The organism is Burkholderia sp. E168m22 (genome assembly GCF_001319805.1).
In the GTDB taxonomy this organism is placed as follows: Bacteria; Pseudomonadota; Gammaproteobacteria; order Burkholderiales; family Burkholderiaceae; genus Burkholderia; species Burkholderia orbicola.
The window spans coordinates 1-14,269 of the sequence record NZ_BBSK01000028.1 but is presented as its reverse complement, the minus strand read 5'-3'; the positions used below and the strand labels follow the sequence as shown (position 1 = coordinate 14,269).

Annotated in this window: 10 protein-coding genes and 1 tRNA gene; 4 read left to right on the top strand and 7 right to left on the bottom strand. The window is 66.1% G+C overall.

The genetic code is table 11. The features are described 5' to 3' along the window. Positions 1–24: 24 nt before the first annotated feature. Positions 25–801, bottom strand: coding sequence for an exodeoxyribonuclease III (gene xth / locus AP428_RS08345; protein WP_006478369.1), 777 nt, complete (start codon positions 799–801; stop codon positions 25–27). Between the two features lie 171 nt (positions 802–972). Here xth and AP428_RS08340 point away from each other — a divergent pair. After that, positions 973–1,049 (top strand) — tRNA-Met (locus AP428_RS08340). Positions 1,050–1,146: 97 nt separating this feature from the next. On the opposite strand, the gene AP428_RS08335 is transcribed toward AP428_RS08340, so the two are convergent. Further along, positions 1,147–1,950, bottom strand: coding sequence for a DUF3472 domain-containing protein (locus AP428_RS08335; protein ID WP_054927967.1), 804 nt, complete (start codon positions 1,948–1,950; stop codon positions 1,147–1,149). A gap of 296 nt (positions 1,951–2,246) precedes the next feature. Continuing rightward, a complete protein-coding gene (locus AP428_RS08330) occupies positions 2,247–2,939 on the bottom strand; it encodes an aspartate/glutamate racemase family protein (RefSeq protein ID WP_054927966.1) in 693 nt (230 codons plus the stop codon). A 175-nt stretch (positions 2,940–3,114) separates the two neighbouring features. Here AP428_RS08330 and dinB point away from each other — a divergent pair, with 175 nt between their 5' ends. Then, on the top strand, positions 3,115–4,290 hold the full coding sequence (gene dinB, locus AP428_RS08325) for a DNA polymerase IV (RefSeq protein ID WP_054927965.1): 1,176 nt from the start codon (positions 3,115–3,117) through the stop codon (positions 4,288–4,290). Positions 4,291–4,366: 76 nt separating this feature from the next. On the opposite strand, the gene AP428_RS08320 is transcribed toward dinB, so the two are convergent. The 4 genes from AP428_RS08320 to fixL form a co-directional block, all read right to left on the bottom strand. Next, complete coding sequence (locus AP428_RS08320; RefSeq protein WP_012328829.1) at positions 4,367–6,454, bottom strand: M3 family metallopeptidase; 2,088 nt, start codon at positions 6,452–6,454, stop codon at positions 4,367–4,369. 323 nt (positions 6,455–6,777) lie between these two features. Then, the gene (folD, locus tag AP428_RS08315; protein ID WP_011694326.1) at positions 6,778–7,635 is read right to left on the bottom strand and encodes a bifunctional methylenetetrahydrofolate dehydrogenase/methenyltetrahydrofolate cyclohydrolase FolD; all 858 of its coding nucleotides are present in this window, start codon (positions 7,633–7,635) and stop codon (positions 6,778–6,780) included. A 227-nt stretch (positions 7,636–7,862) separates the two neighbouring features. After that, complete coding sequence (fixJ, locus tag AP428_RS08310) at positions 7,863–8,501, bottom strand: oxygen response regulator transcription factor FixJ (protein ID WP_006493245.1); 639 nt, start codon at positions 8,499–8,501, stop codon at positions 7,863–7,865. Further along, the gene (gene fixL, locus AP428_RS08305; protein WP_006478377.1) at positions 8,498–11,014 is read right to left on the bottom strand and encodes an oxygen sensor histidine kinase FixL; all 2,517 of its coding nucleotides are present in this window, start codon (positions 11,012–11,014) and stop codon (positions 8,498–8,500) included. Before fixL ends, fixJ begins: the two co-directional genes overlap by 4 nt. Positions 11,015–11,287: 273 nt before the next feature. On the opposite strand from fixL, the gene aceE reads away from it, so the two are divergent. Continuing rightward, positions 11,288–13,984 carry a pyruvate dehydrogenase (acetyl-transferring), homodimeric type gene (gene aceE / locus AP428_RS08300; RefSeq protein WP_012328827.1) on the top strand — a complete coding sequence of 899 codons (2,697 nt, stop codon included), beginning with the start codon at positions 11,288–11,290 and terminating at the stop codon, positions 13,982–13,984. A 68-nt stretch (positions 13,985–14,052) separates the two neighbouring features. Further along, positions 14,053–14,269 (top strand): biotin/lipoyl-containing protein (locus tag AP428_RS08295; RefSeq protein WP_304502887.1); only part of this gene is annotated, 217 nt, incomplete at its 3' end.

The window sequence follows — 14,269 nt, the reverse complement described above, 5'->3', positions numbered from 1 at the left end:
CGCGCGTGAACAGGCCCTGGGCGATCAGCCGACGATCGCGACGACGGGCGTGTGGTCGGACGGCTGTTCCCACGTGCGCGGCGTGCGATCGACCTCGCACGACGCGCAGGTTGCCGCGAGCGCCGGCGACAGCAGGATGTGGTCGATGCGCAGCCCCGCGTTGCGGCGGAACGCCATCATCCGGTAGTCCCACCACGTGAAGGTTTTCTCGGGCTGCTCGAAGCGGCGGAACGCATCGACGAAGCCGAGTTCGATCAGCTGCGCGAAGTGCGCGCGCTCCTGCGGCGACACGAGGTTCTGGCCTTCCCATTTCGCGGGATCGTGCACGTCGCGGTCTTCCGGCGCGATGTTGTAGTCGCCGAGCAGCGCGAGCTTCGGGTAGCGCTGCAGCTCGGTGCGCAGCCATGCCTGCAGCGCGTCGAGCCACTGCATCTTGTAGACGAACTTGTCGGAGTCGAGCGCCTGGCCGTTCGGGAAGTAGGCGGACACGATGCGCACGCCGTCGACCGTCGCGGCGATCACGCGCTGCTGCGGGTCGTCGAAGCCGGGGATGTTGCGCACGACGTCCGATTCGTCGACGGCGAGCGTGTCGCGCACGAGGATCGCGACGCCGTTGTAGGTCTTCTGGCCCGTGAACCAGCTGCGGTAGCCGACCGCCTCGAGATCGGCGCGCGGGAATTTCTCGTCCGGCAGCTTCAGTTCCTGCAGGCACAGGACGTCGGTGCCGCTTTGCGCGAGCCAGTCGAGCACGTGCTGTTTGCGGACGTTGAGCGAGTTGACGTTCCAGGTGGCTATTTTCATGAACGGGAGGGGCGTGCGGCGTGAATTCGGAGGCCGTCATCTTACCGCGAGCATGGGGTGCGAACGCGGATGTCGTGCAGGGTCACGCATCGTCGCGCGAGGAAGGGAAGCAGAAATTGTGACAAAAGTATTGACGTGAGTACTTCCTCACCCTATAATTTATTTCTCTGACGCGGGGTGGAGCAGTCTGGCAGCTCGTCGGGCTCATAACCCGAAGGTCACAGGTTCAAATCCTGTCCCCGCAACCAAGCACACCAGACGATGTGCCGCGCAATTGACCGATGCGCACCTCGTCCACGAAAAACCCGGCTCCATGCCGGGTTTTTTGTTTTCCGCGTCCGCTTGTTATTTCGGCGCGCCCGGGCTCCCGGGCAGGAAGCCGTTCTCGAGCAGATAGGTCGTCGTGTTGACCAGCGTGGTCCGTGCGTTCGGCGTGCCCGAGAGCACCGCGCACTTGTCCTTGCCCGTATTCAGCCGGATCGACCGCTCGGTCGCCGGGTAGTCCACATCCTTCAGGTAGAAATGCGGCAGCGACGTCATGTAGCGCGCATACGGCACGCACGGCCGCTGCATCGGGTCCTTCGACGCGGCGTTGAACGGGAAGTACTCGTCGAACAGGTAAGCCGAGCTCGACAGGCCGCCCCAGTCCGCCGGCACCGCGATACTGCCGGTCGGCGTCGTGGCGCCGGTGGCGACGTCCGTGATGAAGCCGTCGACGGTCGAGCGCCCGTCGCTGCGATTGGCCTGCGTCACGGTGACCTGCAGCCGATAGGCGTGGCCGGTTTTCCACGGGTAGGCGATCGAGCACGACGTGCCGGAGCCGCCGTCGGCGCCGCCGCGGCAATTCGCCGACAGCGGCGCCGTGCCGGTGCCGAACGCGCTGAAGATCACCACGTTGGTGCTGCGGGTGCGCGGCTGGATGCCGGTGTAGATCGCGTGTCCGCCGTGTTGCGACGACAACTGGTTGGCCCAGTAGTAACTGGCGTTGACCTGGGTCGGCACGACTTCGGGCGTGATCTCCCACGTCATGCGATCGAAGCCGTCCCTGGGCATCGTGGCGGCCGATGCGGTGATGCTGGGGTCCGCGTGCGCGTTGAGCGTGGCCGACACGGCGAGCAGCGCGCCGAGCACGGTGCTGAGTCTTTTCATGTTCCTGTTTCCGGTTGGTGGAAAAAGAGACCGCGACGAGCAGCGTCGAGTGCGGTGCCGCTGCTCGCGTACCAATTTGCGGTCACTTTATTACCAATGGATAACCCCTTGTGTCGGCGTGCCCGCGGGAACGGAGTCGCATGATTCGCGGGCCGTTCGTGCCGGCCCGTGTGGTGGGCGAGAGCAGGGCGTCGGCCGAGCGGCGACGCGCGCGCCGGGAGAGTGAATCCCGGCGCGCGAAACAATGCGGCGATGCCGTTCGGCGACGCTTGTCGATACGCGATGGCGCGTGTCGTTCAGCGCGCCGCCCACTCGACGGCTGCTTTCGCATGTAGCGCGGTCGTATCGAATACCGGCAGCGGCGAGTCGTCCGCACCGATCAGCAGCGTGATTTCCGTGCAGCCCAGGATCACCGCCTGTGCGCCGCGCTGGGCCAGTCCATCGATGATCGACACATACGTGGCGCGCGATTCCTCCGAGATGACGCCGTGGCACAGCTCGTCGTAGATGATCCGGTGCACGTCGTCGCGCCCGCGTTCGTCCGGCACCAGCACGTCGAGCCCGAATTTCTCGCGCAGCCGCGCCGCATAGAACGGCAGCTCCATCGTGTAGCGCGTACCGAGCAGGGCGACGCGCTCGACACCCGCGGCGCGCAGCGCGCTGCCGGTCGGATCGGCGATGTGCAGGAACGGCAGCGTCACCGCGGCCTCGATCGCGTCGTGCACGCGATGCATCGTATTGGTCGTCAGGACGACGAGATCGGCGCCGGCCGCTTCGAGTTGTCGCGCGGCGTCGGCCATCCGTTCGCCGAGCGCGGCCCAGTCGTGCGTGCGCTGTAGCGCTTCGATTTCGGCGAAGTCGACCGTGACCAGCACGCTCTTCGCGTTGTGATGGCCGCCGTGCAATGCCTTCGAGTGCCGGTTGATCATCCGGTAGTACTCGGCCGACGATTCCCAGCTCATGCCGCCGATCAGTCCGATCGTCTTCATCCGTCACCTTTGCGTTTCGTGTGTCGTGGCAGACGAGTATAGGGGCCGCTGCCCGTGCCCGGCCGGTACGATCCGCACAAAGCGGGCCAGTACGGCGCGGCCGGCGGCAGATGGCCGGCGCCGGGTGGCCGGCTGCGACCGCCCTCGGGCGTACGCGGCAGTTGAAACCGGCACTGTGTTTTTGTACAGTATCGGCACCGTGAGCCCGACCACCATCCCGCCTGCCGATCTACCCACGCCGCTGCCCGGCGACGCGCCGCCGCGCATGCGCAAGATCATTCATTGCGACTGCGACTGCTTCTACGCGTCGGTCGAGATGCGCGACGACCCGTCGCTGCGCAACCGGCCGCTCGCGGTCGGCGGCCGCCCCGACCAGCGCGGCGTGATCGCGACCTGCAACTACGAGGCGCGGCGCTACGGCGTGCATTCGGCGATGTCGTCGGCGCTGGCGATGCGCAAGTGTCCGGACCTGCTGATCTTGCCGTCCGCGATGGACAAGTATCGTGCGGCGTCGCGGCAGATCATGGCGATCTATCGCGACTACACGCCGGACGTCGAGCCGCTGTCGCTCGACGAGGCGTACCTCGACGTCAGCGGGTCGGAGCGTTGCCAGGGCAGTGCGACGCTGATTGCGCGCGAGATCCGCGAGCGCGTGCGCGATACGGTCGGCGTGACCGTGTCGGCGGGCGTCGCGCCGAACAAGTTCATCGCGAAGATCGCGTCCGACTGGAACAAGCCCGACGGGCTGTTCGTCGTGCGGCCGCATGAGATCGACACATTCGTCGCGGCGCTGCCAGTGCGCAAGCTGCACGGCGTCGGCAAGGTGACGGCCACGCGGCTCGACCGGCTCGGCATCCAGACCTGCGCGCAATTGCGCGACTGGCCGCTGATCGACCTGCACCGCGAGTTCGGCGCGTTCGGGCGGCGGCTGTACGAACTGTCGCGCGGGATCGACGAGCGGCCCGTGCAGGCCGACCAGGAGCGCAAGTCGGTCAGCGTCGAGACGACCTACGTGACCGACCTGACGACACTCGAGCAATGCGCGGACGAAATCCGTCGCCTCGTCGTGCAACTCGACGCGCGGATCGATCGCGCGGGCGCCGCGCGGTCGATCCGCAAGCTGTACGTGAAGATCCGCTTCGCCGATTTCCAGCGCACGACGGTCGAGTGCGTGGCCGACGCGACGAATGCCGAGACGGCCGTCACGCTGCTCGCGAAGGGGTTGTTGCGGCGCGCGCAGCCGGTACGGCTGCTCGGTGTCGGCGTGCGCATCGACGAGGATACGGCCGAACGCCACGGGCAATTCCTGCTGTTCGACGACGAAGTGGGCGACGACACGTCCGCGCCATGAAAAAAGGCACCGCCGAAGCGGTGCCTGTCGATGCAGCCTGAGCAGCCTGAACAACTGGAAGGGCCGGGCAGCGCGCTCAGTGCGCGGACGCGGCCATCCCGTTGTGGCGCAGCAGTGCGTCGATCTGCGGCTCGCGGCCGCGGAATGCCTTGAACGACTCCATCGCCGGGCGGCTGCCGCCGACCTCGAGGATTTCGCGGCGATAGCGCGTGCCGGTTGCCGCGTCGAGCACGCTGCCGCTGGCGGCCGCCGCTTCCTCGAACGCCGCGTACGCATCGGCCGACAGCACTTCGGCCCACTTGTAGCTGTAGTAGCCGGCCGCATAGCCGCCCGCGAAGATGTGGCTGAACGTGTTCGGCCAGCGCGAGAACGCCGCCTGCGGGATCACGTGATAGCGCTCGTTGATCTCGCGCGCGAACGCGGTCACGCCGGTGGCGCCGGCCGGGTCGAAGTCGACGTGCAGCAGCATGTCGAACATCGAGAACACGATCTGGCGCAGCGTGCCGAGCCCGCTCTGGAAGTTCTTCGCGGCGATCATCTTGTCGAACAGCTCGCGCGGCAGCGACGCGCCCGTATCGACGTGCGACGACATCGACGACAGCACGTCCCATTCCCAGCAGAAATTCTCCATGAACTGCGACGGCAGTTCGACCGCATCCCATTCGACGCCGTTGATGCCCGACACGCCGAGCTCGTCGACGCGCGTGAGCATGTGATGCAGCCCGTGGCCGAATTCATGGAACAGCGTGATCACTTCGTCGTGCGTGAAGCACGCGGGCTTGCCGCCGACCGGCGCGGAGAAGTTGCAGGTCAGGTACGCGACGGGCGTCTGCACGTCGCTGCCGCGCTTCGCGCGCGAACGCGCGTCGTCCATCCAGGCGCCGCCGCGCTTGCCTTCGCGTGCGTACAGGTCGAGATAGAACTGCGCGACGAGCGAGCCGTCGCGGTTCTCGACGCGGAAGAAGCGCACGTCCTTGTGCCATACCGGCGCGTCGTCCGGCTTGATCTTCACGCCGAACAGCGTTTCGGTGACGGTGAACAGGCCCTTCAGCGCGGCCGGTTCCGGGAAGTACTGCTTGACCTCGTTTTCCGAGAACGCATAGCGCTGCTGGCGCAGCTTCTCGGCCGCGTATGCGACGTCCCACGGCGCGAGTTCGGCGAGGCCGAGCTCCTTCGCGGCGAACGTGCGCAGCTCGTCCCAGTCCTTGTCCGCGTGCGGGCGGGCGCGCGTCGCGAGATCCTCGAGGAATGCGATCACCTGCTGCGGCGATTCGGCCATCTTCGGCGCGAGCGACACTTCGGCGAAGTTGCGGTAGCCGAGCATCTGCGCCTCTTCGCGGCGCAGCTTCAGCGCGTCGACGACGATCGCCGTGTTGTCCCATTCGGCCTTGCCGTCGCCGTACTGCGGCCCGAGCTCCGACGCGCGCGTCGCATAGGCGCGGTAGAGCGTCTCGCGCAGCGCGCGGTTGTCCGCGTACTGCAGCACCGGGAAGTACGACGGGAAATGCAGCGTGAATTTCCAGCCTTCCTTGCCGTCCTTCTGCGCGGCTTCGCGAGCAGCCTCGATTGCGTCGCCGGGCAGGCCGGCCAGCTCGGCTTCGTCGGTGACGAAGTACGCGTACGCGTTGGTTGCATCGAGCACGTGATCGGAAAACGCCTTCGACAGCGCGGCCTGCTGTTCCTGCAGTTCCGCGAAGCGCGGCTTCTGGTCTTCGGGCAGCTCGGCGCCCGACAGGCGGAAGTCGCGCAGCGCATTGTCGAGGATCTTCTTGCGCTCGGCGGACAACGTCGCGTATTCGGCGCTCGCGGCGATCGCCTTGTACTTTTCGTACAGCGCGAGATTCTGGCCGACGCTCGACCAGAACTCGGTCACGCGCGGCAGGTTTTCACCGTAGGCGGCGCGCAGTTCGGGCGTGTCGGCGACCGCATTCAGATGGCCGACGATGCCCCATGCGCGGCCGAGCGGCTCCGTGGCCTGCTCGACCGTCTCGACGACGGCGGCCCAGGTCGACGGCGTGTCGCTCGCGCTCGCCGCTTCGACCGCGCGGCTGGCGGCGTCGAGCAGCGTATCGAGCGCGGGCGTCACGTGTTCCGGGCGGATCTCGCCGAAACGGGGCAGGCCGGAGAAGTCGAGGAGCGGATTGGTGTTGGCGCTGGCGGACATAAGACTCCCTGTCTGTTGCCGGATGAACCGGGATGAAAAGGGTGAGGCGCGATGAAGCGGCGCCCGATACCGACATTATTGGGGCGCATCGTGCGCTTTCCAATCGTTAGTTTCTAATGACGCGATTGACGCAGGGTCGGATGTGGGCGCCCGGCCAGGGGCGCCCGGCCAGGGGCGGCCGGCCAGGGGCGGCCGGCCAAGGGTGACCGGCGGCGGGCGAGCAGCGAGGTGCATCGGCGCGCCGGCCGGCGCGATGCAGCCGCGCGATTGCGGCTGGCGAGGCGCCGGCGCGCGGACCGCGCACCGGCTCGGCAAAGGCAGCGTCAGGCCGCGGCGGCGGCGCGTTCGGCGGATTCGATCGTGTTGATCAGCAGCATCGTGATGGTCATCGGGCCGACGCCGCCCGGCACCGGCGTAATGTAGCCGGCGACTTCCTTCACGCCCGCGAAATCGACGTCGCCGCACAGCTTGCCCGCGTCGTCACGGTTCATGCCGACGTCGATCACCGTCGCGCCCGGCTTCACCATGTCGGCGGTCAGGATGTTGCGCTTGCCGACCGCGGCGACCACGATGTCGGCCTCGCGCGTATGCGCGGCGAGGTCGCGCGTCTTGCTGTGGCAAATCGTCACGGTCGCGCCGGCGTCGAGCAGCATCATCGCCATCGGCTTGCCGACGATGTTTGAGCGGCCGATCACGACCGCGTTCGCGCCTTGCAGCGCAATGCCGTGCGCTTCGAACATCTTCATCACGCCGTACGGTGTGCACGGGCGGAACAGCGGCTTGCCGGTCATCAGCGCGCCGGCGTTCGCGACGTGAAAGCCGTCGACGTCCTTTTCCGGCGCGATCGCCTCGATCACCTTGTGGCTGTCGATGTGCGCGGGCAGCGGCAGCTGGACGAGGATGCCGTGGATCTTCGGGTCGCGGTTCAGTTCGTCGATGCGCGCGAGCAGGTCGGCTTCCGACAGCGTGGCCGGGTACGCATCCTTCAGCGAGAAGAAGCCGTTGTCCTCGCACGCCTTGATCTTGTTGCGCACGTAGACTTCGCTCGCCGGGTTGGCGCCGACGAGGATCACCGCGAGACCGGGCTGGTGGCCGCGTGCGGTCAGCGCGGCGGCGCGTTCGGCGGCCTGGGCGCGCAAGGTCTTCGAAAGGGCGTTGCCGTCGATGAGGAGGGCTGTCATGGTGGTGGGTCCTGCCGGGAAGTTGGAATGCGGGCGTACGGCGCGCGAAGCGCCGTAGCAAAGCACGTAATTATACCGTTCGCCTGCTGCCGTCCGACAGCGAATCAACGGGAAGCGTCATGGCCGCGGCGCTCGCGTGCCGGGAGAAACGGCCGCCGCCGCGCGAGTGGGCCGCATCGCGCGGGGCGGCAAACACCGGTTGCGGGCCGGGCGGCCGGCGAACCCGCTCAGGCCTGCTTCTTCGACAGCGCGAGGCGCAGCAGGTCGGCCACCGTGTTGACGTTGAGCTTTTCCATGATGTTCGCGCGGTGCGCCTCGACCGTCTTGATGCTGATGCCGAGGTCGTCGGCGATCTGCTTGTTCAGGCGGCCGGCGATGATCCGCTCGAGCACCTGCTGCTCGCGCGCGGTCAGCTTCGACAGGCGTTCGCTCGCGGCACGCTGCTCCTGCACGCTCTTGCTTTCGCTTCGGGCCTTGTCGAGCATCCGCTCGACGAGCTTGCGCAGCTCGGCTTCGTCGAACGGTTTCTCGATAAAGTCCATCGCACCCTTTTTCATCGTCGACACGGCCATCGGCACGTCGCCGTGACCGGTGACGAAGATGATCGGCAGCGCGGCATTGTCGGCGATCAGGCGTTCCTGCAATTCGAGGCCGCTCATGCCCGACATCCGCACGTCGAGGATCAGGCAGGCGATCTGGCCGGCCTGCTGCGCCGGCTGATAGGCATCGAGGAACTGCTCGGCGCTCGAGAAGCATTGCACGCGATAGCCGTTCGCCTCCAGCAGCCAGCGCAGCGAGTCCCGTACGGCCTCGTCGTCGTCGACGACAAAGACGGTTTCCTGAGTGGTGGTGACAGGGCTATTCATAGTTCTCCCGTAACGGTATGTGATGCCGATGCCTCGCGCCCCCCTTGGCCGAGATCAGCGGGTTCCCCAATGGGCAGGCTGCAGTGGAACGTCGCGCCGGAAATGCGGCCATCCGGCTCGACGTTGTTGACCACCCACAGACGCCCCCGATGCGATTCGATGATCGAACGGCAGATGTTCAGCCCCATGCCCATGCCGTCGGACTTGGTGCTGTAAAACGGTTCGAACAGGCGCTCGGCGGTCGCTTCGTCGACGCCCGGGCCCTGGTCGATCACACGGATGTCGACGAAGCCCGCATCGATGTCGGCGACCACGCGGATCACGCCGTCCGCCGACGCCGGCTTCACGTCGGCCATCGCCTCGGCTGCGTTCTTCATCAGGTTCATCAGCACCTGTTCGATCAGCACGGGGTCGACATAAATAATAGGCATTCTTGCGAGGATTTCCGTGACGATCCGGATCCTGCGCTTTCTGGCCTCGATTTCGGCCAGCCCGACCGCATCGGCGACGATGTCCGCGACCCGCGCCGGCTGGCGCTTCGGCTCGCTGCGCTTCACGAATTCGCGAATCCGCTTCACGATCATCCCGGCCCGCAGCGCCTGCTGCGCGGTCTTTTCCAGCGCGGGCTGCAGCGTCTCGGGCGTGCCGCGGCCGCTCTTCACGAGCGCGAGCGTGCCCGAGCAGTAGTTGTTGATCGCGGCGAGCGGCTGATTCAATTCGTGAGCAATCGACGACGCCATTTCGCCCATCGTCATCAATCGGCTCGTGAACTGCAGTTTCTCTTCCTGCTGGTGCGCGAGCTCCTGCGCCTTCTTGCGGGTCGTGATGTCGGTCGCGATCTGCATCTGCGCGAGGTGGCCGTCCACCCACTGGATGTACTGGCGGCGCACCTCGAACCACTTCTGGATGCTCTCGACGTACACCTCCTGCGCATCGGCGGTGCTGCTCGTCAGCGCGGCGGCCGGCAGGCCCGCGAACGCGTCGACCATGTCGATCGAGTCGGACGATGCCTGCGCGCGATCGAAGCCACCGCCCGACAGCTCCAGATGGCCATCCGGGCGGATGCCGAACAGGTGGCGGTAGTAGCGGTTCGCGAACAGCAGCTCGGCTTCGTCGGCGGCCAGCACCGACACCGCGGCGTCGAGGCTTTCGAGCACCGTCGTGAAGCGTTCGTGCGCGGCCGCGAGCTCTTCGCGCGCGCGCTTCGGCTCGGTGATGTCGGTCATCGACGACATCCAGCCGGTCTGGCGGCCCGAACTGTCGATCAGCGGCGACACGTACAGGCGCGCGTGGAACAGCGTGCCGTTCTTGCGCCGCACGCGCAGCTCGAAGCCCGAGCTCGGCGCCTTGCCGCGCAGCGTCATGTCGAGCTGGCGCTGCATTTCCGGGTACGCGTCGCGCGGCCAGTACGGGAACGGCGCGACCTTGCCGACGAGATCGGTTTCGTCCCAGCCCGTCATCCGGCAGAACGCGGGGTTCACGTGCGTGATGCGGCCGTGCATGTCGAGCACGCGCATGCCGATCAGCACCGAGTTTTCCATCGCACGGCGGAAGAACGCTTCCGCGTACAGCGCCTGCTGCGCCTCGAAGCGCTGGCGCGTGTGCTTCCACAGGCTCCAGAGGCTCCACAGCACGAAGCACGACAGGCCGGCGACGAGCCACACGAGCGTGTTGTTGGTCAGGTTGGTGAGCTGCGGGAACGCGTACACGCGCACCGTCAGCCCCTGGCCGGGCGGGTCGAGCGGAAGATCGTAGTGCGAGTCGCGCGGCAGGCGCGGGCGTGTCGACGTGGACGACAGTTCGCGGTTGTTCGAATCGGTGATGGAGATCTTGTACTTCGACGACAGTTCCTGCGGGATGTCGTGCTTCAGGATGCCCTCGACCGAGAACACCGCGGCGATCGAGCCGAGGTATTCGCGGTCGCCGCGCATCACGGGCGTCTGCAACGTGATGAAGCCGTTGCCGAAGTCGTCGTAGATCAGCGGAGAATAGGCCTGGCGGCGCGTGCTGCGCGCCTCGTCGTACGCGCCGCGCACGGCGTCCTGCATCTGCGCGTCGCCGGGCTTCGCGAGGCGCTGGCCGAGCAGCGGCGGATGCACGGTCGGCCAGCGCTGCACGCCGGGCGCCGTGTACCAGTTCAGGTAGAGGATTTCCGGATGCGTCTGCATCACGTCCGCGACGGCCATCTGGAATGCGTTCTGGTCGAGGCGGCCGGACGCGAGGTCGCGCGACAGCGCCTGCAACTGTTCCTGCGCGCCCGTCATCGACAGGCGGATCTGCTGCTGGGCCCACGCGACGTTGCGGAACAGGGTGTCTTCCTGCTGCTGCTGTTCGCGCCGGTTGAGGCTCCACAGGATGAGGCTCATCACCACGAGGAACACCAGGATCGACAGCAGCGGCGTCAGCAAATAGGAGTTGGACCACCACGGTCCGTGGTGCCAACGGGACGGCTGCGACTCCGCCGGCGGGCCCGGCGGTCGCGCCGAGCGTGCGAAAAGCCGATCGGTCAACATGGCAGGATTGTAGCGCAGCGCAATACATGGAAAACCGATACCGGATATGTTGAACGGAAACGGTTTTGTTCGGACGAGACGGGCCGCGGAGCCCCGAAATATGGGTGCAGCGCAGCAATATTCCGCATTACGAGAAAAGATCTCACAATTCGAAAATTTTGTTGCGCAGGCCCGTCCACGCTCATTACAATCCGTCGGAGCTTGCCCGCAGCCGGCCGCGTCGCGTCGTCTGCACGAGAGCGATCCTCACATTCCAGGACCCAGGAGACGAGAATGTCCGCTGTACCGAACGAAGTGATGAAATATGTCGCCGCCGAACGTGACGACGACCCGCAAGAAACCGTCGAGTGGCTGGAGTCGCTCGATGGCGTGATCTCCTCCGTGGGCACCGGCCGTGCGCATTACCTGATCGAAAAGCAGATCGAATTCGCCCGCATGCACGGCGAACACCTGCCGTTCTCCGCCAATACCCCGTACATCAACACGATTCCGGTCGAAGCCCAGGCAAAGATTCCGGGCGACCAGGACATCGAGCACCGCATCCGTTCGTACACGCGCTGGAACGCGCTGGCGATGGTGCTGCGCGCAGGCAAGGACACGAACGTCGGCGGCCACATCGCGTCGTTCGCATCGGCCGCGACGCTCTACGACGTCGGCTACAACCACTTCTGGCACGCAGCGTCCGACCAGCACGGCGGCGATCTCGTGTTCGTGCAGGGCCACTCGTCGCCGGGCGTGTACTCGCGCGCGTTCCTGCTCGGCCGCCTGAAGGAAGAGCAGCTCGACAACTTCCGCCAGGAAGTCGACGGCAAGGGCATCTCGTCGTATCCGCACCCGTGGCTGATGCCGGACTTCTGGCAGTTCCCGACCGTGTCGATGGGCCTCGGCCCGATCATGGCGATCTACCAGGCCCGCTTCATGAAGTATCTGGAATCGCGCGGCATCGCGAAGACGGAAGGCCGCAAGGTGTGGGCGTTCCTCGGCGACGGCGAGACGGACGAGCCGGAATCGCTCGGCGCGATCGGCATGGCGAGCCGCGAGAAGCTCGACAACCTCGTGTTCGTGATCAACTGCAACCTGCAGCGTCTCGACGGTCCGGTGCGCGGCAACGGCAAGATCATCCAGGAACTCGAATCGGAATTCCGCGGCGCCGGCTGGAACGTGATCAAGGTCATCTGGGGCAGCCGCTGGGATGCGCTGTTCGCGCGCGACAAGTCGGGCGCGCTGATGCGCCGCATGATGGAGTGCGTCGACGGCGAATACCAGACGTACAAGTCGGAGTCGGGCGCGTACGTTCGCGAGCACTTCTTCAACACGCCTGAACTGAAGGCGCTCGTCGCCGACTGGTCGGACGACGACATCTGGGCGCTGAACCGCGGCGGTCACGATCCGCACAAGATCTACGCGGCGTTCCATGAAGCCACGAACACGAAGGGCGCGCCGACCGTCATCCTCGCGAAGACCATCAAGGGCTACGGGATGGGCGAGTCGGGCCAGGCGATGAACATCACGCACCAGCAGAAGAAGCTGCCGGTCGAGCAACTGAAGAAGTTCCGTGACCAGTTCCGCCTGCCGATCACCGACGAGCAGATCGCCGACGTGCCGTACCTGAAATTCGAGGAAGGCTCGAAGGAACTCGAATACATGCGCCAGAAGCGCATGGACCTCGGCGGCTACCTGCCGCACCGCCGCGAGAAGGCGACGTCGCTGCCGGTGCCGGCGCTCGACGCGTTCGAGCCGCTCCTGAAGGGCACGGGCGAAGGCCGCGAGATCTCGACGACGATGGCGTTCGTGCGGATCCTGAACATCCTGCTGAAGGACAAGGCGCTCGGCAAGCGCGTCGTGCCGATCGTCCCGGACGAATCGCGTACGTTCGGCATGGAAGGCCTGTTCCGCCAGATCGGTATCTGGAACCAGGAAGGCCAGAAGTACGTGCCGGAAGATTCCGACCAGCTGATGTTCTACAAGGAATCGCAGACCGGCCAGATCCTGCAGGAAGGCATCAACGAAGCGGGCGGCATGTGCGACTGGATCGCGGCGGCGACGTCGTATTCGACGCACGGCGAGATCATGGTGCCGTTCTACATCTTCTACTCGATGTTCGGCTTCCAGCGGATCGGCGACCTCGCCTGGGCCGCGGGCGACATGCGTTCGCGCGGCTTCCTGCTGGGCGGCACCGCGGGCCGTACGACGCTGAACGGCGAAGGCCTGCAGCACGAAGACGGTCACTCGCTGCTGTGGGCGGCATCGGTGCCGAACTGCGTGAGCTACGACCCGACGTTCGGCTACGAACTCGCGGTGATCATCCAGGACGGCCTGCGCCGCATGGTGCAGGACCAGGAAGACGTGTACTACTACATCACGGTGATGAACGAGAACTACGAGCACCCGGCGATTCCGCAGGGCGAGCACGTGGCGGCCGACATCATCAAGGGCATGTACGCGTTCAAGAAGGCCGACGCCGACAAGAAGGCGCCGCGCGTCCAGTTGCTCGGCGCGGGCACGATCTTCAACGAAGTGATCGCTGCCGCCGACCTGCTGAAGAACGACTGGGGCGTCGCCGCCGACCTGTGGAGCGTGCCGAGCTTCACCGAACTCGCGCGCGAAGGCCACGAAATCGAGCGCTGGAACCTGCTCCATCCGACGGAGGAGCGTCGCCTGTCGCACGTGCAGAAGTGCCTGAAGGACACGCAGGGCCCGGTCATCGCATCGACCGACTACGTCCGTGCGCTGGTAGACCAGATCCGTGGCCAGATCGATCGCCGCTTCGTCGTGCTGGGCACCGACGGCTTCGGTCGTTCGGACACCCGCGAGAAGCTGCGTCACTTCTTCGAGGTCGACCGTCACTGGGTCACCGTCGCCGCGCTCAACGCGCTGGCCGACGAAGGCACGATCGAGCGCAAGGTGGTCGCTGACGCGATCGCCAAGTACAACCTCGATCCGTCCAAGCCCAACCCGATGACCGTTTAACGCACACGCCGTGTGATGCCGCGCGCCGCTCCCGCGAGGAGCGCGCGCGGCCATGGAGACAGAAACAGATGAGTCAAGCGATCGAAGTGAAGGTGCCGGATATCGGCGATTACAAGGACGTGCCGGTCATCGAGATCGGCGTGAAGGTGGGCGATACGGTCGAGCCCGAGCAGTCGCTCGTCACGCTCGAGTCGGACAAGGCGACGATGGACGTGCCGAGCCCGGTCGGCGGCGTCGTGAAGGAAATCAAGGTCAAGGTTGGCGATTCCGTGTCGGAAGGCTCGC

Excerpts from the sequence above, each read along its gene's own strand:
- AP428_RS08335 (WP_054927967.1), bottom strand. The coding sequence starts at position 1,950 with ATGAAAAGACTCAGCACCGTGCTCGGCGCGCTGCTCGCCGTGTCGGCC.
- aceE (WP_012328827.1), top strand. The coding sequence starts at position 11,288 with ATGTCCGCTGTACCGAACGAAGTGATGAAATATGTCGCCGCCGAACGT.
- AP428_RS08320 (WP_012328829.1), bottom strand. The coding sequence starts at position 6,454 with ATGTCCGCCAGCGCCAACACCAATCCGCTCCTCGACTTCTCCGGCCTG.
- AP428_RS08330 (WP_054927966.1), bottom strand. The coding sequence starts at position 2,939 with ATGAAGACGATCGGACTGATCGGCGGCATGAGCTGGGAATCGTCGGCC.
- xth (WP_006478369.1), bottom strand. The coding sequence starts at position 801 with ATGAAAATAGCCACCTGGAACGTCAACTCGCTCAACGTCCGCAAACAG.
- fixJ (WP_006493245.1), bottom strand. The coding sequence starts at position 8,501 with ATGAATAGCCCTGTCACCACCACTCAGGAAACCGTCTTTGTCGTCGAC.
- folD (WP_011694326.1), bottom strand. The coding sequence starts at position 7,635 with ATGACAGCCCTCCTCATCGACGGCAACGCCCTTTCGAAGACCTTGCGC.
- fixL (WP_006478377.1), bottom strand. The coding sequence starts at position 11,014 with ATGTTGACCGATCGGCTTTTCGCACGCTCGGCGCGACCGCCGGGCCCG.